General features: G+C 73.0%; 18 protein-coding genes. 11 read left to right on the forward strand and 7 right to left on the reverse strand.

What is annotated here, in order from left to right; all coding sequences use genetic code 11:
* Positions 1-171: 171 nt before the first annotated feature.
* Positions 172-1,278 carry a TDT family transporter gene (locus ACIRBX_RS05920; protein ID WP_402293980.1) on the reverse strand — a complete coding sequence of 369 codons (1,107 nt, stop codon included), beginning with the start codon at positions 1,276-1,278 and terminating at the stop codon, positions 172-174.
* A gap of 70 nt (positions 1,279-1,348) precedes the next feature.
* Between ACIRBX_RS05920 and ACIRBX_RS05925 the strand changes: the two genes are divergently transcribed.
* From ACIRBX_RS05925 to pyrE, 8 genes are all read left to right on the forward strand, one after another.
* Positions 1,349-2,251, forward strand: coding sequence for a LysR family transcriptional regulator (locus ACIRBX_RS05925; RefSeq protein WP_402293981.1), 903 nt, complete (start codon positions 1,349-1,351; stop codon positions 2,249-2,251).
* Positions 2,252-2,393: 142 nt separating this feature from the next.
* Complete coding sequence (gene clpB / locus ACIRBX_RS05930) at positions 2,394-5,009, forward strand: ATP-dependent chaperone ClpB (RefSeq protein ID WP_402293982.1); 2,616 nt, start codon at positions 2,394-2,396, stop codon at positions 5,007-5,009.
* 167 nt (positions 5,010-5,176) lie between these two features.
* Positions 5,177-5,725 carry a YbjN domain-containing protein gene (locus ACIRBX_RS05935; RefSeq protein ID WP_402293983.1) on the forward strand — a complete coding sequence of 183 codons (549 nt, stop codon included), beginning with the start codon at positions 5,177-5,179 and terminating at the stop codon, positions 5,723-5,725.
* Between the two features lie 128 nt (positions 5,726-5,853).
* Positions 5,854-7,017 carry a pyridoxal phosphate-dependent aminotransferase gene (locus tag ACIRBX_RS05940; RefSeq protein ID WP_402293984.1) on the forward strand — a complete coding sequence of 388 codons (1,164 nt, stop codon included), beginning with the start codon at positions 5,854-5,856 and terminating at the stop codon, positions 7,015-7,017.
* A 1,099-nt stretch (positions 7,018-8,116) separates the two neighbouring features.
* Entirely contained in the window at positions 8,117-8,695 is a 579-nt protein-coding gene (locus tag ACIRBX_RS05945) for a DUF2617 family protein (RefSeq protein ID WP_402293985.1), read from the forward strand.
* 79 nt (positions 8,696-8,774) lie between these two features.
* On the forward strand, positions 8,775-10,409 hold the full coding sequence (locus tag ACIRBX_RS05950) for a spermidine synthase (protein ID WP_402293986.1): 1,635 nt from the start codon (positions 8,775-8,777) through the stop codon (positions 10,407-10,409).
* Between the two features lie 368 nt (positions 10,410-10,777).
* On the forward strand, positions 10,778-11,686 hold the full coding sequence (locus ACIRBX_RS05955; RefSeq protein ID WP_402293987.1) for a carbon monoxide dehydrogenase subunit G: 909 nt from the start codon (positions 10,778-10,780) through the stop codon (positions 11,684-11,686).
* Positions 11,687-11,774: 88 nt separating this feature from the next.
* Positions 11,775-12,311: an orotate phosphoribosyltransferase gene (gene pyrE, locus ACIRBX_RS05960; RefSeq protein WP_345289968.1), complete on the forward strand. Its 537-nt coding sequence runs from the start codon at positions 11,775-11,777 to the stop codon at positions 12,309-12,311.
* A 77-nt stretch (positions 12,312-12,388) separates the two neighbouring features.
* On the opposite strand, the gene ACIRBX_RS05965 is transcribed toward pyrE, so the two are convergent.
* Positions 12,389-13,108: a DedA family protein gene (locus ACIRBX_RS05965; protein ID WP_402293988.1), complete on the reverse strand. Its 720-nt coding sequence runs from the start codon at positions 13,106-13,108 to the stop codon at positions 12,389-12,391.
* 322 nt (positions 13,109-13,430) lie between these two features.
* Between ACIRBX_RS05965 and fbaA the strand changes: the two genes are divergently transcribed.
* Positions 13,431-14,453: a class II fructose-bisphosphate aldolase gene (fbaA, locus tag ACIRBX_RS05970; RefSeq protein ID WP_345289970.1), complete on the forward strand. Its 1,023-nt coding sequence runs from the start codon at positions 13,431-13,433 to the stop codon at positions 14,451-14,453.
* Positions 14,454-14,511: 58 nt separating this feature from the next.
* Here fbaA and ACIRBX_RS05975 read toward each other — a convergent pair whose 3' ends face one another.
* Positions 14,512-14,931 carry a DUF3151 domain-containing protein gene (locus ACIRBX_RS05975; RefSeq protein WP_402293989.1) on the reverse strand — a complete coding sequence of 140 codons (420 nt, stop codon included), beginning with the start codon at positions 14,929-14,931 and terminating at the stop codon, positions 14,512-14,514.
* Positions 14,932-15,093: 162 nt separating this feature from the next.
* Here ACIRBX_RS05975 and ACIRBX_RS05980 point away from each other — a divergent pair, with 162 nt between their 5' ends.
* Complete coding sequence (locus ACIRBX_RS05980; RefSeq protein ID WP_402293990.1) at positions 15,094-15,978, forward strand: DUF3152 domain-containing protein; 885 nt, start codon at positions 15,094-15,096, stop codon at positions 15,976-15,978.
* 12 nt (positions 15,979-15,990) lie between these two features.
* Here the strand turns inward: ACIRBX_RS05980 and ACIRBX_RS05985 are convergent, their stop codons facing one another.
* The 4 genes from ACIRBX_RS05985 to purS form a co-directional block, all read right to left on the reverse strand.
* Entirely contained in the window at positions 15,991-16,827 is an 837-nt protein-coding gene (locus tag ACIRBX_RS05985; RefSeq protein ID WP_402293991.1) for a sterol carrier family protein, read from the reverse strand.
* Positions 16,828-16,898: 71 nt separating this feature from the next.
* Positions 16,899-19,154 (reverse strand): phosphoribosylformylglycinamidine synthase subunit PurL, encoded by a 2,256-nt coding sequence (purL, locus tag ACIRBX_RS05990; RefSeq protein WP_402293992.1) that lies wholly within the window; start codon positions 19,152-19,154, stop codon positions 16,899-16,901.
* A complete protein-coding gene (gene purQ / locus ACIRBX_RS05995) occupies positions 19,154-19,831 on the reverse strand; it encodes a phosphoribosylformylglycinamidine synthase subunit PurQ (protein ID WP_402293993.1) in 678 nt (225 codons plus the stop codon). The genes purL and purQ overlap by 1 nt, the downstream gene beginning before the upstream one ends.
* A complete protein-coding gene (purS, locus tag ACIRBX_RS06000; protein ID WP_402293994.1) occupies positions 19,828-20,082 on the reverse strand; it encodes a phosphoribosylformylglycinamidine synthase subunit PurS in 255 nt (84 codons plus the stop codon). The genes purQ and purS overlap by 4 nt, the downstream gene beginning before the upstream one ends.
* 408 nt (positions 20,083-20,490) lie before the next feature.
* Between purS and ACIRBX_RS06005 the strand changes: the two genes are divergently transcribed.
* Positions 20,491-20,808, forward strand: a complete 318-nt coding sequence (locus ACIRBX_RS06005) for an Lsr2 family protein (RefSeq protein WP_396293113.1) — start codon at positions 20,491-20,493, stop codon at positions 20,806-20,808.
* Positions 20,809-20,846: the final 38 nt, after the last annotated feature.

A 20,846-nucleotide genomic window follows, 5' to 3' on the forward strand; every position in this document is an offset into this window, starting at 1 on the left:
CGACCTTGGCGTGAACCCAACCTTCACAGCAGGGGGGGACGCGGACAAGGGGCCTCCGGCTGCATGTTCCCGCAAGTGCAGGAACTTGCATTCCGGCGCCGCCCGGGCCGCTCCGTCCGGCCCGTCGGCAGGACCGTCGGCGAGGTGGCCGGCCGGGCCGGATCCGTCTCATCAGGCGGACCGTGCGGGTCCCAACAGGCGACCACTGCGCAGCCCCGCCAGGGTCCGCACCGAGGCCACCGACCAGGCTGCCAGGAGCAGCAGGTAGAGCGCCACGGCCAGGCCGGTGAACCCGGCGAAACCGGTGTGCCTGGCCAGCCCGGCAGCGCCGGTGACCAGCGTGCCGACCGGGAAGGTGAAGGCCCACCAGGTCATCGCGAACGGCATCTCGGCCCGCAGCGCCCGCAGGTTGGCAGCCAGTGCGACGGCCAGCCAGAGCATCGCGAAGCCGATCGCCGAGACGCCGTAGAGGACCGCGAAACCGACTGCGGCGGCGGCCAGTTCGGGTGCCACCTCCCGGGCCGCGTCGGCCAGTTGGTTCACCGCGGTGGCCGACTGGCCGAGCGGGCCGAGCACCAGGAAGAGCGAGGGGGTCAGCACCAGCGCGGGCAGCTTGCTGTGCACCAGCCCGGCGAAGACCACCGGCAGCAGCACCAGGGTGGCCAGCAGGCTGGCGCCGAACAGCGCGTAGCAGCCGTAGAGCATGGCCGGCCGCAGCCCCTCGGGCAGGTGCGGCACCAGCACCGGGCCGAGCGCGGCCGAGACCATCGGCGCGACCACCGGCAGCAGCCAGGTGGGGTTGGCGGCCAGCGGGTCCAGCCGGTGCCGGGTGATCATCAGGTACGGGATGCCGAAGGCCACCACCACCGCGTAGACCGTGCCGAGGGTCCAGAGCACCAGGTCGGCGGTGAGCGCCGCCTGACTGCCGATCAGCCGGGCGCCCAGCACCTCGGTGCCGTAGCCGACCGCGAGCAGGGCCATCGGCGGGCAGCCGTAGAAGAACGCGGTGGCCGGGTTGTCCAGCAGCTGCTCCCGGGCCGCCTCGCGGTGCCTGGTGAAGTGCACCAGCCGGCCGGCCACCAGGGCCAGCAGGGCCAGCGCGGAGAGGGCCCAGACCGCCTCGCCGAAGCCGATCAGACCGGGGACGGCGACCGGCAGGGCGGCGGCACCGTTGGCCACGATGGCGGTGCCCATCACGGCGGCGTACCAGTTCGGGCCGAGCCGGGAGAGGTCGAGCCGGTAGGCGGCGAGGGTGCGGGGTGCGGTGACGGTGGCCATGCCTCCACCGTGCGCCCGGGCCGCCTCGGCCGGTAGCGCGGCCGGATCGATGGGGGCATAGGCTGGGCTTATGCCCCTCTCTCCGCGTGTCCCCGAGCTCGGCGCCCTGGAGCTGCTGCTGGCGGTGGCCAGACTCGGCAGCGTCGGCCGGGCGGCCGTCCAGCTCGGGGTCAGCCAGCCCGCCGCCAGTGCCCGGATCAAGGGCATGGAGCGGCAGATCGGGGTGCCGCTGCTGGAGCGCTCACCGCGCGGCTCGCGGCCCACCGAGGCCGGGCGGCTGGTGGTCGAGTGGGCCCGCGGCGTGGTCGAGGCGGCGGAGGCCCTGGACGCCGGGATCGAGGCCCTGCGGGAGCACCGCGACGCCCGGCTGACCGTGGTGGCCAGCCTCACCGTGGCCGAGTACCTGATGCCCGGCTGGCTGCTGGCGCTCCATCAGACCAGCCCCGACACCTCCGTCACCCTGCGCACCGCCAACTCCGCCGACGTCGCCGCCCACGTGCTGGCCGGGGACGCCGACCTGGGCTTCGTGGAGGGCCCGACCACCCCGGCCGGCCTGGACGGCGCGGTGGTCGCCGCCGACCGGCTGGTGGTGGTGGTCGCGCCCGGCCACCCCTGGGCCCGCCGCCGGACCCCGCTCACCGGAGCCGAGCTGGCCGCCACCCCGCTGGTCCTGCGGGAGCCGGGCTCGGGCACCCGGGAGGTGTTCGAGCTGGCGCTCGCCCCCTACGGCGGGGCCGGCACGCCCCGGCTCGAACTGGCCTCCTCCACCGCCCTCAAGGCCGCCGCGATGACCGGCGCCGGGCCGGTCTGCCTCAGCGAGCTGGCCGTCACCGAGGAGCTGGCCACCGGCCGCCTGGTCGCCGTCCCGGTCGAGGGGGTCGACCTGCACCGGCCGCTCCGCGCCGTCTGGCCGGCCGGCCAGCGCCCGGCCGGCCCGGCCCGCGAGTTGCTCGGCCTCACCCGGAAGCGGTGACGGCGGGCCGCGCCGGACGGCACCCGGCGCGGCCCGCCGTCCGACCGCACGGAGTACCCCGGGATGCTGGCCGATCCAAGGTTGAGCGCGCTAGACTCAACTTGTCGAACACCACCCCAGTCATAGAAGGAGACCGCCCGTAGTGGACGCCAGCAAGTTCACCAGCAAGACCCAGGACGCCCTGTCCGCCGCGATCCGCCAGGCCAGCGCCGCAGGTAACCCGGACGTCAAGCCGGTGCACATCCTGCTGGCCCTGCTGGAGCAGCCGGAGGGCATCGCCCGCCCGCTGCTCGAAGCGGTCGGCGCGGACGTCACCGCCGTCACGGCCGCCGCCAGGCGGCAGGCGACCGCCCTGCCCAGCGCCCAGGGCTCCACCGTCTCGGCCCCGCAGCTGGCCCGCGACACCCTCGCGGTGCTCACCGAGGCCGGCAAGCGCGCCGAGGACCTGGACGACCAGTACCTCTCCACCGAGCACCTGCTGGTCGGCCTGGCCGCCGAGGGCGGTCAGGTGGCCGAGCTGCTGAAGGACCACGGCGCCACCCCGAAGGCGCTGCTGGCCGCGTTCAAGGAGGTGCGCGGCTCGGCCAAGGTCACCTCGGCCGACCCGGAGGGCACCTACAAGGCGCTGGAGAAGTACGGCACCGACCTCACCCAGGCCGCCCGGGACGGCAAGCTGGACCCGGTGATCGGCCGGGACCAGGAGATCCGCCGGGTGATCCAGGTGCTGTCCCGCCGCACCAAGAACAACCCGGTGCTGATCGGCGACCCGGGCGTCGGCAAGACCGCCGTGGTCGAGGGCCTGGCCCAGCGGATCGTGGCGGGCGACGTGCCCGAGTCGCTGCGCGGCAAGCGGCTGGTCTCGCTCGACCTGGGCGCGATGGTGGCCGGGGCCAAGTACCGGGGCGAGTTCGAGGAGCGGCTGAAGGCCGTCCTGAACGACATCAAGGCCAGCGACGGGCAGGTCGTCACCTTCATCGACGAGCTGCACACCATGGTCGGCGCGGGTGCCGGCGGCGACTCCGCGATGGACGCGGGGAACATGCTCAAGCCGATGCTGGCCCGCGGCGAGCTGCGGATGGTCGGCGCCACCACGCTGGACGAGTACCGCGAGCGGATCGAGAAGGACCCGGCGCTGGAGCGCCGCTTCCAGCAGGTGCTGGTCGGCGAGCCGAGCGTCGAGGACACCATCGCCATCCTGCGCGGCCTGAAGGGCCGGTACGAGGCGCACCACAAGGTGCAGATCGCGGACGCCGCGCTGGTCGCCGCGGCCACCCTGTCCAACCGCTACATCACCGCCCGCTTCCTGCCGGACAAGGCCATCGACCTGGTGGACGAGGCCGCCTCCCGGCTCCGGATGGAGATCGACTCCTCCCCGGTCGAGATCGACCAGCTCCAGCGCTCCGTCGACCGGCTCCGGATGGAGGAGCTGGCGCTGGAGAAGGAGTTCGACCCGGCCTCGGTGGACCGGCTGGAGCGGCTGCGCCGCGATCTGGCCGACAAGCAGGAGCAGTTGAGCGCGCTCAACGCCCGCTGGGAGCAGGAGAAGAAGTCGCTCAACCGGGTCGGCGAGCTCAAGGAGCGCCTGGACGACCTGCACGGCGCGCTCGAACGCGCCCAGCGGGACGGCGACTTCGAGCGCGCCTCCAAGCTGATGTACGCCGAGGTGCCGGCCGCCGAGCGGGAGCTGGCCGAGGCCCAGCAGCACGCGAAGGACGAGGACGCCTCCGACTCGATGGTCAAGGAGGAGGTCGGCCCGGACGACGTGGCCGACGTGGTGGCCTCCTGGACGGGCATCCCGGCCGGCCGGCTGATGGAGGGCGAGAGCGCCAAACTCCTGCGCATGGAGGAGGAGTTGGGCCGACGCCTGATCGGCCAGAGCGAGGCCGTCGGCGCCGTCTCGGACGCCGTGCGGCGCACCCGCTCCGGGATCGCCGACCCGGACCGGCCGACCGGCTCGTTCCTCTTCCTCGGCCCGACCGGTGTCGGCAAGACCGAGCTGGCCAAGGCGCTGGCCGACTTCCTCTTCGACGACGAGCGGGCCATGGTCCGGATCGACATGAGCGAGTACGGCGAGAAGCACTCGGTCTCCCGGCTGGTCGGCGCCCCGCCCGGGTACGTCGGCTACGAGGAGGGCGGCCAGCTCACCGAGGCGGTCCGCCGCCGCCCGTACAGCGTGGTGCTGCTGGACGAGGTGGAGAAGGCCCACCCCGAGGTCTTCGACGTCCTGCTCCAGGTGCTCGACGACGGCCGGCTGACGGACGGTCAGGGCCGGACGGTGGACTTCCGCAACGCCATCCTGATCCTCACCTCCAACCTGGGCAGCCAGTACCTGGTCGACCCGGCTACCCCGGAGGACCGGAAGAAGCAGCTGGTGCTGGACACCGTCCGGTCCGCCTTCAAGCCCGAGTTCCTCAACCGGCTCGACGACATCGTGGTCTTCGACCCGCTGGGCACCGCGGAGCTCAGCCGGATCGTCGACCTCCAGGTCGCCGCGCTCGGCGCCCGGCTACACGACCGCCGGCTCACCCTGGAGGTCACCCCGGCGGCCCGCGACTGGCTGGCGCTCACCGGCTACGACCCGGCCTACGGGGCCCGGCCGCTGCGCCGCCTGGTGCAGTCCGCGATCGGCGACCAGCTGGCCCGGGCGATCCTCTCCGGCCAGGTGCACGACGGCGACGCCGTGGTGGTCGAGCTGGACGAGGCGGGCGACCGGCTGACCGTCCGGGCGCAGACCCCCGGCACCGGGCTGCGGAAGTGAGCCGGAGCAGCTCCGGGGCACTCCGGCCGCGTTCGCCCAGGGAGTAGCGACGTTCGCGGCCCGGGCCGGGTAGGCCCTGTGTCCCGGGCCGCGAATGAGGCAGGATGGGTCACGGAAGGGCGGCCCTCAGTGCCTGCCACCTCCCCGCACTGAGAAAAGGACCCCCGATGAGCATCGACCCGTCGTCCATCCCCTCCTTCGGCACCCCACAGGGTGGCGGCCAGCCGGCTCCGCAGGGCCCGCCGCCGATCGTCGTCCCGGACCAGGCGCTGGTCGGCCAGCTGCTGGACCAGATGCAGCTCAAGCACGTGGTGGACGAGGAGGGTGACCTCACCGCCCCCTGGGAGGGCTTCCGGGTCTACTACATGTTCCGCGGCGAGCAGAAGGAGCTCTTCGCGGTCCGGGCCTTCTACGACCGGGCCTACCCGCTCGAGGACAAGGGCGAGATCCTCGACCTGATCGACGAGTGGAACCGCGAGACCCTCTGGCCGAAGGTCTACACCCACACCCACGAGGACGGCGTGGTCCGCCTGATCGGCGAGTCCCAGATGATCGTCGGCACCGGCGTCAACCTGGAGTACTTCGTCACCACCACCGCCAACTGGACCCAGGCCGCGGTCGGCTTCGAGCAGTGGATCGTCGAGCGCCTCGGCCTGCAGAAGGACATCGAGGAGGGCGAGGGCGGCGACGCCGCCGCGCCCACCGACGAGAGCTGACACGCCCGCGCGAAGGCCCGCCTCCCCCGGGAGGCGGGCCTTCGGCGTCCCCGCAGGGCGTCCCCTTGCCCCTCCTCACCGGCCCCGCCAGGATGTCCGTGATCCGACGAACCGTGAGGAGCACCGCGATGGGTACGAGGCCGCTGCTGAACCGCAGCCTGGCGGGCATGGGCACGACGATCTTCGCGGAGATGTCCGCCCTGGCCACCGCCACCGGTTCGATCAACCTCGGCCAGGGCTTCCCCGACACCGACGGCCCGGCCGAGATCGCCGAGGCGGCGATCCGCGCCGTCCGCGAGGGCCGGGGCAACCAGTACCCGCCCGGCCCCGGTATCCCCGAGCTGCGCCACGCGATCACCGAGCACCAGCGGCACCACTACGGCCTCGCCTACGACCCCGACCGCGAGGTGCTGGTCACGGCCGGCGCCACCGAGGCCATCGCCGCCTCGCTGCTCGCCCTGCTGGAGCCCGGCGACGAGGTGATCGCGATGGAGCCGTTCTACGACTCCTACGCCGCCTGCATCGCGATGGCCGGTGCCACCCGGGTCCCGCTCACCCTGCGCGCCCCGGCCTTCCGCCCGGACCTGGACGAGCTCCGGGCCAAGGTCACCCCGCGCACCCGGCTGCTGCTGATCAACACCCCGCACAACCCCACCGGCACCGTGCTGACCCCCGACGAGCTCCGCGCCATCGCCGAACTCGCGGTCGAGCGCGACCTGCTGGTGGTCACCGACGAGGTCTACGAGCACCTGGTCTACGGCCCCGCCACCCACCACCCGATCGCCGCCCTGCCCGGCATGCGCGAGCGCACCGTCTCCATCTCCTCGGCCGGCAAGACCTTCTCCTTCACCGGCTGGAAGGTCGGCTGGGTGACCGGCTCCCCCGAGCTGGTGGCCGCCGTCCGCACCGCCAAGCAGTACCTCACCTTCGTCAGCGCCGGCCCCTTCCAGTACGCGATCGCCGACGCCCTCCGCCTGCCCGACGGCTACTTCGACGGCTTCCGTGCCGACCTGCTGCGCAAGCGCGACCTGCTCGCCGACGGCCTGGCGGCGGCCGGCTTCGAGGTGCACCTCCCGCAGGGCACGTACTTCATCACCACCGACATCACCCCACTCGGCGAGACGGACGGCCTGGAGTTCTGCCGCAAGCTCCCCGAGCGCTGCGGCGTCGTCGCCATCCCGAACGCGGTCTTCTACGACGACCCGGAGGCCGGCCGCAGCCAGGTGCGCTGGGCGTTCTGCAAGCAGGACGAGGTGCTCGCCGAGGCGGTGGCCCGGCTCCGGCGGCTCTGAGCCGGGCGGCAGGACATGCCCGCGGCAGCCCCTATGCCTCTGCGGGCATGTCCAACTCCCGGCACAGCTGCTGGAGTTCGCGCTCGAAGAAGGCGCTGGGATCGGGCAGCGCGGAGCTCAGGTGTCCCAAGACCTCCAGGCAGATCACCCCGTGGAGCCGGACCCAGCAGCTCGGCCGGTCATGACGGCAACGCACTTCCGGGACCAGGTACGGCCTCGGCCGGGAGACCGTCGACGGCTCCACCCGCCTGCTCGGCACCCTGGGTGACCGGCACCGGGCGTTCCGGGCGCTGCTGGACATCCGGCGGGAGCGCGGTGGGAACGTCACCGACCGGGCGACGGTGATCCGGGTGCCCGAACAGGCGGGCTTGGACGGCGAGTTGCCGGCCATCGCGCCGGAGCTCCCGGAGCTGTGCCGACAGGGCGGGGGCGGCCTGGACGACCTCATGGCCGCACGGCGCGGGTACCGGGCAGACGATCTCGCGTTCGGCCTGCCGGGCCGGTCGGACCGCAATGGTGCGCACCCCCTCCTCGGGACGGTCGACCGACATCCGGCGCCGGTCCATCGCGGCGTCGACGAGTCGGCGAGCAGCTGCCCGACCTCACCCCCGTCGGCGAATCCTCCGGGCATGACGGCCCCGTCGGAAATGACGCTGGGCGAGTCCGTGCTTCGCTCCTCTCACCACCTCCTGCACCGAGCCGGAGCCGACGGTCCGCCACCCGGATGCAGGAACGGCCCGGAGTCCACGTCCGGGCAGATGATGGAACGGTCCCGGCGCGCCGGGCGAATACGCCCAGCGCACACCCGTGGTGAACGGCGCACACTCCGGGCTGGGGGGCGCGTGTTGCTCAGAGTCATGCACCGGGTTGATCACACCAGGGCAGAGGGTGTAGCCAGAACGGTGAATGCCGGGCAAAGCTGGGTAAATCCCTGACGGACCCGGAGAATTCGTGCTTCTCTGCTGCTGAATCTCCAGCCGGAATCCTTCCTTCCACGGTCGGCCGCGCCACGGACCGCACAGCTTCGAACGACCCCGACGCCAACGCCGGGCCGGACGCTTGCGGCGGGCGCGCACGGAGCTGAAACGCGGAGCCCAGCATGCTCACCACACTGCAGACCTCCTACACGGACACCCGAGCCGGTGACCTGGCCTGGTGCCTGGGCGGCAGTCCGCTGCCCGCGCTCGCGGTGCGGGACCTCAGACTCGACCGCATCGGCAGCACGCCGCCCGGTCGGCTGGCCGGCGGCACGCTGCAGCTCAGACTGCTCGGCGCCTCCCACCAGGTGATCCTGGCGGCCGGGCCCGGCGAGTGCCTGGAGACGGTCGCCTGCCTGCCGGGCCGTCAGACTCCGCTGCCCGCCCGGGTGGCCAAGCAGGTCGGCGGGTGGGAGTACGAGTTCGCGGCCCGGATCGAGGAGCTCTCGCCGCACGTCTTCGCGGCCCGGGCCCAGGAGCTGCTGGCGCTGGTGGAGGGGCATCCGTACGCGCTGGCCGGGGTCTTCCCGGGCGACCCGAGCGCCTTCACCGCGCTGGTCGCGCACGGGGACGAGCAGCGGGTGCTCTGGCGGACCTGGCACGCCTACCCGCAGGAGGGGCGGCTGGTCTGTACCCGGTCCTCGTTGACGATCTTCGGAAACGCGTCCGAACCGGACCGCCCCGGGGGTCATCCATGGTGATGAAACGTCAATTCCCCGCACCGTCAAGTCCGTCGAATGGGTGCAGCGTCCGGCCGCCCACCTCGCCTAGCGTTTGTTCGTGATCAACCATCCACCGGGCCCGCCCCTCCGTCCGCGCCCCGCTCCCGACGACCCGGCCGGACTGGCCGTGATCGGGGCGAGCGCGGTCCGGGCCCGGGACACCGCCGGCCGCCCGGCACCGCTGCGCGGCCGGGCCCGGGCGGCCCGGCTGCTGGTGCTGCTGGCGGCCTTCGTCTGCGCCGCCTGCGGGCTGGTGTACGAACTCGAACTGGTCGCCCTCGGCGGCCAGCTGCTCGGGGACACCACCACCCAGACCTCGGTGGTGCTCTCCGTGATGGTGTTCGCCATGGGGGTCGGCTCGCTGCTGGCCAAGCGGCTGACTCGCCGACCCGCCGCCTCCTTCGCGCTGATCGAGTGCGCGCTCGCCCTCACCGGCGGCACCTCCGTCCTGCTGCTCTACTGGGCCTGGGCCCGGCTGGACCAGCACGGCGCCACCCTGGCCGGGGTGGTCGGCGCCACCTTCCTGATCGGCGTGCTGATCGGCGCGGAGATCCCGCTGCTGATGACCCTGATCCAGCGGATCCGCCGGGAGGACGCCGGCCGGGCCGCCGCCGACCTGTTCGCCGCCGACTACGTCGGCGCCCTGGTCGGCGGGCTGGCCTTCCCGTTCGTCCTGCTGCCGCAGCTCGGCCAGAGCACCGGCGCCCTGCTCACCGGCGCGGTCAACGCCATCGCCGGCGCGGCGGTGGTGCTCCGGCTGTTCCGTGACGAGGTGTCACCCCGCACCCGGATCCTGCTCTGGACCGGCTGCGGCCTGGTCCTGGTCGCCCTGGCCGTCGCCGCCGCCTGCACCGACGCGATCGAACGCGCCGCCCGGCAGGCCCTCTACGGCGCCCAGGTCCGGCTGGCCCTGCAGAGCCGGCTCCAGGAGATCGTGCTCACCGGCGACGCCGCCCCCGCCGGCCCGGCCGCTCCCCGGGTGCCCGCGCAGCGCGGCCCGCTGGAGCTCTACCTGGACGGCCGGCTGACGGTCTGCGGCCCGGACGAGTACCGCGAGCACGAGGCGCTCACCCACCCCGCGCTCGGCGGCGGGCCGGCCGGCCGGGTGCTGCTGCTCGGCGGCGGCGACGGCCTGGCCCTGCGCGAGGTGCTCCGGCACCCGGCGGTGCGGGCCGTCGTGGTGGTCGAGCCCGATCCGGCGCTGGCCGACCTGGCCCGCCGGGACGCCGCCCTCGCCGCCCTCGGCGAGCACTCGCTGGCCGACCCCCGGGTCCGGCTGGTGACGGGCGACCCGCTGCGCTGGCTGCGCGGCGCGGACGGCTCCTACGACGTGGTGCTCAGCGAGCTGCGCGGGCGGCCGTACGACACCCAGGAGTTCTACGGGCTGGCCGCCCGACTGCTCGCACCGGGGGGCCGACTCGCGGTCCGGGCCGAGGACCTCTGGCCCGCCGAGGCCACCCTCCGCGCCGCCGGGCTGCGCACCTCCCCCTACCCCGCCGCAGACGGCCCGCGGAACTGCCCGCGCGGTCCCCGCTCCCCCGCCACCTTCGTCCTCGCCGCCCGCACCCCGCCGGTCCTCTCCCTCACCACCCCGACCCGCTCACTCACCACCGACCGCCTGCGCACCGCAGCCGCCGCCCTCGCCACCACCCGCCCCGACCCCCTGCCATCCCCCCGGACCCTGCTCGGCTGACGCCCCCCAGCTCCTCGGGTCCTTCGGGACCGAAGGCCCCAAGGGGCGCGGGGAACCGCGCGAACCGGCAGACACCCCACCCCCAGCTCGGGGCACACGAGCCGGCTACACCCACGACCACTCCCCACACACCCGCTGCTTCGGGGCCGAAGGCCCCAAGGAGCGCGGGGAACCGCGCGGACCAGCAGACACCCCACCCCCGGCCCGGGGCACACGAGCCGGCTGCACCCACGACCACTCCCCACCCCCAACAGGCACCCCGCCCCCGGAGGGAGCCGCACCTGCCGCCACCCCCGCCCAACCCCCGATCGGCCCTGGTGCGTGCGGCCTCTGCTCCCCCGCCACCCCGGGTGGGTAGGCTCGCTGGCATGGAGCATGAGGTTGTCGTCCAGCTGCCCGCCGCCACCGTCCAGGAGGCCCTGCGGGACCAGGAGCTGCTCTCCCGCTGCGTCCCCGGGCTGACCACCGACGAGGAGCCCGGCGGCGTCGGGCGCCTGCGCCTGCGAATCGGCGGATCGACCATCACCTACCGGGGCGAGCTCTCCCTGATCGAGGGCCGCGAGGGCGTGCTGACCGTCCTGGCGGAGGGTCAGGAGGCGCGCGGCAGCGGCGAGGTGACGGCCACCGTCCGGCTCTCGGTCCGGCCCGGCCCCGGCACCGAGCCCGGTGCCGACCCGGAGGGCGCCCCGGCGTCCTGCACGCTGCGCTTCACCGGCGACCTGTCCGCCACCGGCCGGCTCACCGAGTTCGACTCCGCCACCCTGGCCGCCACCGGTCGCCGCCTGCTGGACCGCTTCGCGGCCGACCTGGCGGCCGAGCTGAGCGGCGCCGAGCCGCCGGAGGCCACCGTGGTCTACCTGGAGGACCACGCGGGCGGCTTCTCCGCCGACCTGGACGACGACCTCTCCGACCTGATCGCGTTCTCCGACGACCTCCCCGAGGAGGCCACCCCGGTCGAGCGGCCCGAGCAGCCCGAGCCGGAGCTGCACCCCGTGCCCGAGCCGGCCCTGGAGTACCTGACCGATCCGGCCGCCACCGGCCCGGTCCGCCGCAGCATCGTCGGCCGGTCGGCCGAGGAGGTGGACCACGCCCCGCCGCGCGGGCGCTACGCCCCGGCCCTGCCGGCCCGCAGCGCCCGCGCCCGGGCGGCCACCCGCTGGGGCGGCCCGGAGGCGGTGGCCCCGGCCGACCGCAGCCCGCTGCCCTGGGTGATCGGCGGCGGGGCGGTGCTGCTGGGCGGTGCGGTGGTGCTGGTCCGCGCCCTGCGCAGGCGCTGACCGGGCCGGGCCGGGCCGACCGGCCGACTGCGTGGCGGCGCCGGGCACCGACCGGGGCGACGACCACCCGCCCGTAGACTGACTGCCCATGAGCAACGACCGCGACGCCCTGCTGGCGCAGATCAAGGACAAGGCCGTCGTGCACGGCAAGGTCACCCTCTCCTCCGGCAAGGAGGCCGACTACTACGTCGACCTCCGCCGGATCACCCTGGACGCCGAGGCCGCCCCGCTGGTCGGTTCGGTCATGCTGGACGCCTCCGCGCACCTGGAGTACGACGCCGTCGGCGGCCTGACCCTCGGCGCCGACCCGGTGGCCGCCGCGATGCTGCACGCCGCCGCCGCCCGCGGCCGGAAGCTGGACGCCTTCGTGGTCCGCAAGGCGGGCAAGGCGCACGGCCTGCAGCGCCGGATCGAGGGCCCGGACGTCAAGGGCCGCCGGGTGCTGGCGGTCGAGGACACCTCCACCACCGGCGGCTCGGTGCTGACCGCCGTCGAGGCGCTCCGCGAGGCGGGCGCCGAGGTGGTCGGCGTCGCGGTGATCGTCGAGCGCGGCGCGGCCCCGGCCATCGCCGAGGCGGGCCTGGAGTACGTCACCGCCTACGACCTGGACGACCTCGGCCTCTGACGGACGGCCACATGACGGTGGCCCGCCGTTTCACGTGTTTCACGTGAAACGGCGGGCCACTCGCGCGTGACGGGGGATCAGCCCTTGCGGTGCCGGCCGTTGCCGGCCGCCTCGACCGGGGCCTGCTCGGCCGCCGCGCCGCCGGCCTTCCGCTTCTTGCGCTCGCGCCAGACCTCGATGAAGACCGGCGACAGCGAGACCAGGATGATCAGCAGCATCGCCGGGATCAGGTACTTGTCGATCACCGGCGCCAGCTGGTCACCGGTGAAGTAGCCGATCAGCAGCATGGACTCGGTCCACAGCAGGCCGCCGATCACGTTCCACACGAAGAAGGTCTTGGCCGGCATCTCCAGCACGCCCGCGACCGGGTTGAGGAAGGTCCGCACGATCGGGATGAAGCGGGCCAGCACCACGGCCTTGGCCGGGCCGAACTTGTCGAAGTACTCCTCCGCCTTCACCACGAACTCGCGGCGGAAGATCTTCGAGTCCGGCTTGTCGAACATCTTGGGCCCGACCTTGACCCCGAACAGGTGCCCCAGCTGGGCCCCGGCGATGGCGCACAGCGGGGCGCCGATCAGCAGGGCCGCGATCGACATCTGCGCCCCCTCCCCGAGCACCTTCTCGGCTGCGCTGGAGGCGGCCACGCCGGCCAGGATGAGCAGCGAGTCGCCCGGGAAGAAGAACCCGACCAGCAGGCCGGTCTCGGCGAAGATGATCGCCAGGATGCCGATCACACCGACCGATGCGACGAGCGATTTGGCGTCGAGCAGATTGACGGCGAGCTGGTTGTAGTCCACGCGCGCAGGATAGCGCCCCGGCCTTGCGGGAGGCTGAAGGTCCCTCCCGTCCCGGGGACCTCCGGCCCCTCCTCCGACACCAACCGTCCCAACCAGCGGGCCCATGGGTGTCTCCGGGGGCCGAGTCTGGGAAGATGGCACAGGTGTCCGGCCCGCGGTCGCACCCACCCTCAAGTGCACACCGCGACGGACTCCGTCGAACCGGGGTACCGGAGCCGCACCGCAGAGCCGCGACGGCAGCCGGCACCGCGCGTCGTACCGAAGGCGTACCGAGCGTCGGACAGGTCGTCCGTACGCCGAGCACCGACAGGAGCGAATTCGCATGCCCATCGCAACTCCCGAGGTCTACAACGAGATGCTCGACCGGGCCAAGGCGGGCAAGTTCGCCTACCCGGCCATCAACGTCACCTCGTCGCAGACCCTGCATGCCGCCCTGCGCGGCTTCGCCGAGGCCGAGAGCGACGGCATCATCCAGATCTCGACCGGCGGCGCGGAGTTCCTCGGCGGCCAGCACAACAAGGACATGGTCACCGGCGCGGTGGCGCTGGCCGAGTTCGCCCACATCGTGGCGGCCAAGTACGACATCACCGTCGCGCTGCACACCGACCACTGCCCCAAGGACAAGCTGGACGCCTACGTCCGCCCGCTGATCGCGGTCTCCGCCGAGCGCGTGGCCCAGGGCCGCAACCCGCTGTTCCAGTCGCACATGTGGGACGGCTCGGCCGAGACCCTGGCCGACAACCTGGCCATCGGCCAGGAGCTGCTGGCCCAGGCCGCCGCCGCGAAGATCATCCTCGAGGTCGAGATCACCCCGACCGGCGGCGAGGAGGACGGCGTCACCCACGAGATCAACGACGAGCTCTACACCACGGTGAACGACGCGGTCCGCACCGCCGAGGCGCTCGGCCTGGGCGAGAAGGGCCGCTACCTGCTGGCCGCCTCGTTCGGCAACGTGCACGGCGTCTACAAGCCGGGCAACGTCGTGCTGAAGCCGGAGCTGCTCCGCGACCTGCAGGACGAGATCGGCAAGCAGTACGGCAAGCAGGACCCGTTCGACTTCGTCTTCCACGGCGGCTCGGGCTCCACCGCCGAGGAGATCGCCACCGCGCTGGAGAACGGCGTCGTGAAGATGAACCTCGACACCGACACCCAGTACGCCTTCACCCGCCCGGTGGTGGCGCACATGTTCAGCAACTACGACGGCGTGCTGAAGGTCGACGGCGAGGTCGGCAAGAAGAACACCTACGACCCGCGCACCTGGGGCAAGCTGGCCGAGGCCGGCATGGCCGCCCGCGTGCTGGAGGCCGCGCAGCAGCTGCGCTCGGCCGGCAAGCGCATCAAGTAGGGCGTGAACGCGCAGGAGCCCCGGCCCGTGACGGGCCGGGGCTCCTGCGCGTGCGCGACTACTGCTTCAGCTCGGCGTACGCCTCGGCGCTGCTGTCCTTGAGGAACTGCCAGCAGCGCTCGGCCTCCTCGGTCTCCTTGATCTCCTCGGCGGCCCGGGCCAGCGCGGCCAGGCAGCGCAGGAAGCCCCGGTTGCCCCGGTGCTCCCACGGCACCGGGCCGTGGCCCTTCCAGCCGGCCCGCCGCAGCGAGTCCAGGCCCCGGTGGTAACCGGTGCGGGCGTAGGCGTAGGACTCGACCACCCGGCCGGCGTCGTACGCGTCGTCGGCCAGCATCGCCCAGGCCAGCGAGAAGGTCGGGAACGCGGCGGCGACCTGGGTCGGCGAGGCCGACTCCTCGCCCAGCATCCGGTAGGGCTGCTCGTCCTCCGGCAGCCGGGTCGGCTCGGGGCCACCGAGGAGGTTCTGGTGAATACTCATGCGTGCCAGTCTGCCCGTTCGGCGGTACGGCTGTCGCCTCCCGCCCGGTACCCGGCCGTCCGGCTCCCCCGGTGATCCGGTCGTCGGCAACCGGAAGGGCGCCGGGTATCGTCCTGAGGGACAGCGCGTCGAGTCCTGCCAGGCGACCAGAGAGCATCCGTAGTGCGATCCAACCCCAGGAGCAACCCGGCCCCCCGCGCTCGCCGCGCGGGCGCCCCCGCACCGACCCGGCGACGGGCCGCCGCCGCCCGACGGCGGCAGCAGGCGGTCCGGCGGCGCCGGCTGGTGCTGCTGGTCGGTCTGACCGGGGCGCTGGCCGTGCTCGGGGTCACCGCCTTCAACCTCACCGGCTCCGACGGCGAGCCCACCGCCCCCGCCACCACCCAGGCCCGGGCCGTCCCGGCGGCCGAGGGCACGCCGCCGGCCCAGCCGCCCGCGCCCGAGCCCGCGCCGACGCCCAGCCCGACTCCGGTCGAGGTGGTGGAGAAGGGCAAGGGCACCTTCAGCACGGTGCAGGCCAATGGCCCGGTGGTCGGCAAGGGCAGCACCCTGCGCAAGTACAAGGTGGAAGTGGAGGACGGCATAGGCATCGACGCCGCCACCGCCACCGACCAGGTGCAGAAGATCCTCGCCGACAAGCGCGGCTGGACCGCCGACGGCAAGCACTCCTTCCAACTGGTCGCCTCCGGCCCGGCCAACTTCTCGGTCAAGATCGCCTCGCCCGACACCGTGGACGCGGTCTGCGGCAAGGCCGGGCTGAACACCGGCGGCGAGGTGAACTGCAACGTCGGCGACGCCGTGATGGTCAACACCAAGCGCTGGACCATCGGCTCCCCGCAGTTCAGCGGCCCGATCGAGGAGTACCGCGCGCTGATCGTCAACCACGAGGTGGGCCACTTCATCGGCCACGGCCACGAGGGCTGCGGCGGCGCGGGCAAGCCCGCCCCGGCGATGATGCAGCAGATCTACGGCCTGGAGGGCTGCGTCTCCAACGCCTGGCCCTACACCGAGGCCGGCAAGTACATCTCCGGCCCGGCCCGCAAGTGAGCTGACGCCCCCTCAGCCCAGCACCGGGAGGTACGGGGAGAGGTCGCTGCGCTCGCCGCTGGCCCGCAGCTGCGCGCCGTGCTCGGCGGCGGCCCAGTCGGTGCGGCCGGTGGCCAGCCGGATCCAGGTGAGCGGGTCGGTCTCGACCACGTTGGGCGGGGTGCCCCGGGTGTGGCGGGGGCCCTCGACGGCCTGGACGACGGCGTACGGGGGGATGCGCAGCTCGACCGCGCCGCCGGGCGCCCGGTCGGCGAAGGCGTCGGCCAGCAGCCGGGTGACGGCGGCCAGCGCCTGCCGGTCGTGCGGGAAGGCGGGCAGCTCCAGGGCGGCGGCCAGGTCGTCCGCGTGCACCACGGTCTCGACCAGCCGGGTGACCAGGAAGTCGGCCAGCAGGATCGGGCCGAAGCGGATCACGAACCGCCGTGCCGGGTCGGCGGTTTCGGGCCGCTCCAGGGTCTCCAGCAGCAGGTCGCAGGCCGCGTCGAACTCCTTCGCCACCTGGGCCGGGGAGCCGGCGAAGGCACCCTCGGCGTGCTCGACCACGGCGGCCGAGATGGCCTCGGCGGCGCTCCGGGTCAGGCCCGGCCACTCCACCAGCGGGATGGCCGCCCCGGCCGGCACCGGCTCGTCCAGGTGCCGGGGCAGCCAGTCCAGGCAGAAGCCGAGGTGGGCGATCAGCTGCCGGACGTTCCACTCCCCCAGCCTGGTCGGCCGGGCCAGCAGTTGCTCGGCCTCGGGGCGGGCGCACAGCTCGTGCACGGCGGCACGCAGCGCCGCGCTCTGCCCGGCCAGCGCGGCGCGCACCTTGGCGGGGTCGTAACTGCGGGCCTTCTTCGCGGAGTTCGCCATCTCGCGAGCCTACAGCGAAGGGGCGGCCCGACCGGGCCGCCCCTTCACCTGGTGAGACTGCTGATCCGCCGTCAGGCGAGCAGCGCCTCGATCACACCGGTGTGCGCGTCCTTGAGCTCGGCCAGCGGGACGCTGAACTGGCCCTGGACCTCCAGCACGTCACCGTCGACCACACCGATCCGGGTGGCGGGCAGGCCACGGGCGCCGCACATGTCGTTGAACCGGAGCTCCTCGCTGCGCGGCACGGCCACCACGGCCCGGCCGGCCGACTCGGAGAACAGGAACACGAACGGGTCCATGCCCTCGGGGACCACGACGCGCGCGCCGTTGCCGCCCTTGAGGCAGCTCTCCACCAGGGCCTGGCCCAGGCCGCCGTCGGAGAGGTCGTGGGCCGCGTCGATCATGCCGTCCCGGGAGGCGGCGATCAGGATCTCGCCGAGCAGCCGCTCGCGCTCCAGGTCCAACTTGGGCGGCAGGCCGCCCAGGTGACCATGCACGACCTCGGTCCAGGCCGAGCCGCCGAGCTCGTCCTCGGTGTCGCCGAGCAGGTAGAGCAGCTGCCCCTGCTCGCCGAAGGCGACCGGGGTGCGGCGGGTGACGTCGTCGATGACGCCGAGCACCGCGACCACGGGGGTCGGGTGGATGGCGACCTCGCCGGTCTGGTTGTACAGCGAGACGTTGCCGCCGGTGACCGGGGTGCCGAGCACCAGGCAGGCGTCGGCCAGGCCGCGGGTCGCCTCGGCGAACTGCCACATCACGTCCGGGTCCTCGGGGGAGCCGAAGTTGAGGCAGTCCGAGACGGCGAGCGGCTTGGCACCGCCGGCCGCGACGTTGCGGTACGCCTCGGCCAGCGCCAGCTGGGCACCGGTGTACGGGTCCAGCTTGGCGTAGCGGCCGTTGCCGTCGGTGGCGACCGAGACGCCGAGGTTGGTCTCGTCGTCGATCCGGATCATGCCGGAGTCCTCACCGTGCGAGAGCACGGTGTTGCCGAGCACGTAGCGGTCGTACTGGTCGGTGATCCAGGACTTGGAGGCCTGGTTCGGCGAGGAGGCCACCGCGAGCAGGGCCGCCTTGAGCTCGTCACCGTTGGCCGGGCGGGCCAGCCGCTCGGCGGTGGGCGCGTCGGCCTGCAGCGCGTCCTGCCAACTCGGCCGCGCGAACGGGCGGTTGTAGGTCGGGCCGTCGTGCGCGACGGAGCGCGGCGGCACGTCGACGACCTGCTCGCCGTGCCAGAAGATCTCCAGCCGCTCGCCCTCGGTCACCTCACCGATGACCGTGGCGATGACGTCCCACTTCTCGCAGATCTCCAGGAAGCGGGCGACCTTGTCGGGCTCGACGATGGCGCACATGCGCTCCTGCGACTCGCTCATGAGGATCTCCTCCGGCGAGAGCGTGTTGTCGCGCAGCGGCACGGTGTCCAGCTCGATCCGCATGCCGCCGGAGCCGGCCGAGGCCAACTCCGAGGTGGCGCAGGAGAGCCCGGCGCCGCCGAGGTCCTGGATGCCGAGCACCAGCTTCTCGGCGAAGATCTCCAGGGTGCACTCGATCAGGAGCTTCTCCTGGAACGGGTCACCGACCTGGACGGCGGGCCGCTTGGCGGGCTTGGTGTCGTCGAAGGTCTCGGACGCCAGCACCGAGACGCCGCCGATGCCGTCGCCGCCGGTCCGGGCTCCGTACAGGATGACCTTGTTGCCGGCGCCGCTGGCCTGCGCGAGGTGGATGTCCTCGTGCTTCATCACGCCCACGCAGAGCGCGTTGACCAGCGGGTTGCCCTGGTAGCAGGAGTCGAAGACGACCTCGCCGCCGATGTTCGGCAGGCCCAGGCAGTTGCCGTAGCCGCCGATGCCCGCGACGATCCCGGGCAGCACCCGCCGGGTGTCCGGGTGGTCGGCCGCACCGAAGCGCAGCGGGTCCATCACGGCGACCGGGCGGGCGCCCATCGCCAGGATGTCGCGGACGATGCCGCCGATGCCGGTGGCCGCGCCCTGGTAGGGCTCGATGTACGAGGGGTGGTTGTGCGACTCGACCTTGAAGGTCACCGCGTAACCCTGGCCCACGTCGACCACACCGGCGTTCTCGCCGATGCCGACCAGCATCGCGTCGCTGTCCGGCTTCTTCTCGCCGAACTGCTTGAGGTGCACCTTGGAGCTCTTGTAGGAGCAGTGCTCGGACCACATGACCGAGTACATCGCCAGCTCGGCCCCGGTGGGACGGCGGCCGAGGATCTCGCGGATCTTCGCGTACTCGTCTTCCTTGAGCCCGAGTTCGGCCCAGGGCTGCGCGGAGTCCGGGGTCTGCTCGGCGTTCTTGACCGTGTCGAGGGACATCAGGCGTTCACCAACTGCTTGAGGACGGAAGTGAAGAAGCCCAGGCCCTCGGTGGTCGGCCCGGTGAGCGGCTCGACGGCGTGCTCGGGGTGCGGCATCAGGCCGACCACATTGCCGGCCGCGTTGGTGATGCCGGCGATGTCGCGGTACGAACCGTTCGGGTTCAGGTCCAAGTACCGTGCGACGATGCGGCCTTCGCCCTCCAGCTGGTCCAGCACGCGCTCCTCGGCGACGAACCGGCCCTCGCCGTTCTTGAGCGGCACGACGATTTCCTGGCCCGCGGAGTAATCCTTGGTCCAGGCCGTCTCGGCGTTCTCGATCCGGAGCTTCTGGTCGCGGCAGACGAAGTGCAGCGAGTCGTTCCGGGTGAGCGCGCCGGGCAGCAGGTGCGATTCGCAGAGCACCTGGAACCCGTTGCAGATACCGAGGACCGGCATTCCGAGCTTCGCCTGCTCGATGATGGTCTCCATCACCGGCGAGAAGCGGGAGATGGCCCCGCAGCGCAGATAGTCACCGTAGGAGAAACCCCCGGGCAGGACGACCGCGTCGACCTGGTGGAGATCCTGGTCACGGTGCCAGAGGGCGACCGGCTCGGCGCCGGCCAGGCGGACCGCGCGCTGGGCGTCGCGGTCGTCGAGCGAGCCGGGGAAAGTGACGACGCCTACGCGGGTGGTCACTTGCCCTCCTCCTCGATCCGGACGGTGAAGTCCTCGATCACGGTGTTCGCCAGGAAGGTCTCGGCGGCTTCGCGGATCTTGGCGAGGGCGGCCTCGTCGACCGGACCCTCCACCTCCAGTTCGAAACGCTTGCCCTGGCGGACATCGGCGATCCCGGCGAATCCGAGGCGGGGCAGTGCGCGCTGCACCGCCTGGCCCTGGGGGTCGAGGATCTCGGGCTTGAGCATGACGTCGACTACGACGCGAGCCACTGGCACTCCCGTTGGTGTGGTGCGTGAGGCGGGGGGACCTCCAGACTACCGGGGCATTCGGGTGAGTTTGCGGGCCGGTCGGGGCGACGCGCGTAGACCTCCACCCCTTACGCCCCAAGGGTTCCAGCGCCCCCGAGCGCCACCACGCCGTCCCTTTTCGACCGTTATCACGCCCCCTTGCGGACCGGCCGAATACCGGCACTACGGGACAGAACGGCCAGCCCGATCCACCGCTATCCCGCACGGGGCGAAGTCTCGTGAATATCCGGAAAAAGAAAGCGCATCCCTTCGATTTCCCTCCCCTTTGGGTGCAGAATAGGGCCCACCGGTGACGGCGGGCGCTGCACATCAGCGCGGGTTCCTGCCTGCCCGGACGCGCTCGCGAATTGCCCGAGAGGATTGACACCCATGGCTCAGCGTGTAGTCGTCACGCTCTCCGACGACCTGGACGGCGGCGCCGCCGCGGAGACCGTCCACTTCGGTGTCGACGGGAAGTCGTACGAGATCGACCTGTCGCAGGACAACGCGGAGAAGCTCCGGGAGGCGCTCGCCCCGTTCGTCGCGGCCGGCCGCCGCCAGAGCCGCGCCGGAAAGTCCTTCCGCCGCACCGCGCTCACCCCGGACCCGGCCGCCGTGCGTGCCTGGGCGCAGTCCCGCGGAATGGAACTGCCGGCCCGCGGCCGCATCCCCAAGCACGTCTACGAGCAGTTCGCCGAGGCCAACTGACCTGCGGCGCGAGCGCGGTCGCCCTGCCCCCGCCGGAC

Source organism: Kitasatospora sp. NPDC096147 (assembly GCF_044763225.1).
Taxonomy (GTDB): Bacteria; Actinomycetota; Actinomycetes; order Streptomycetales; family Streptomycetaceae; genus Kitasatospora.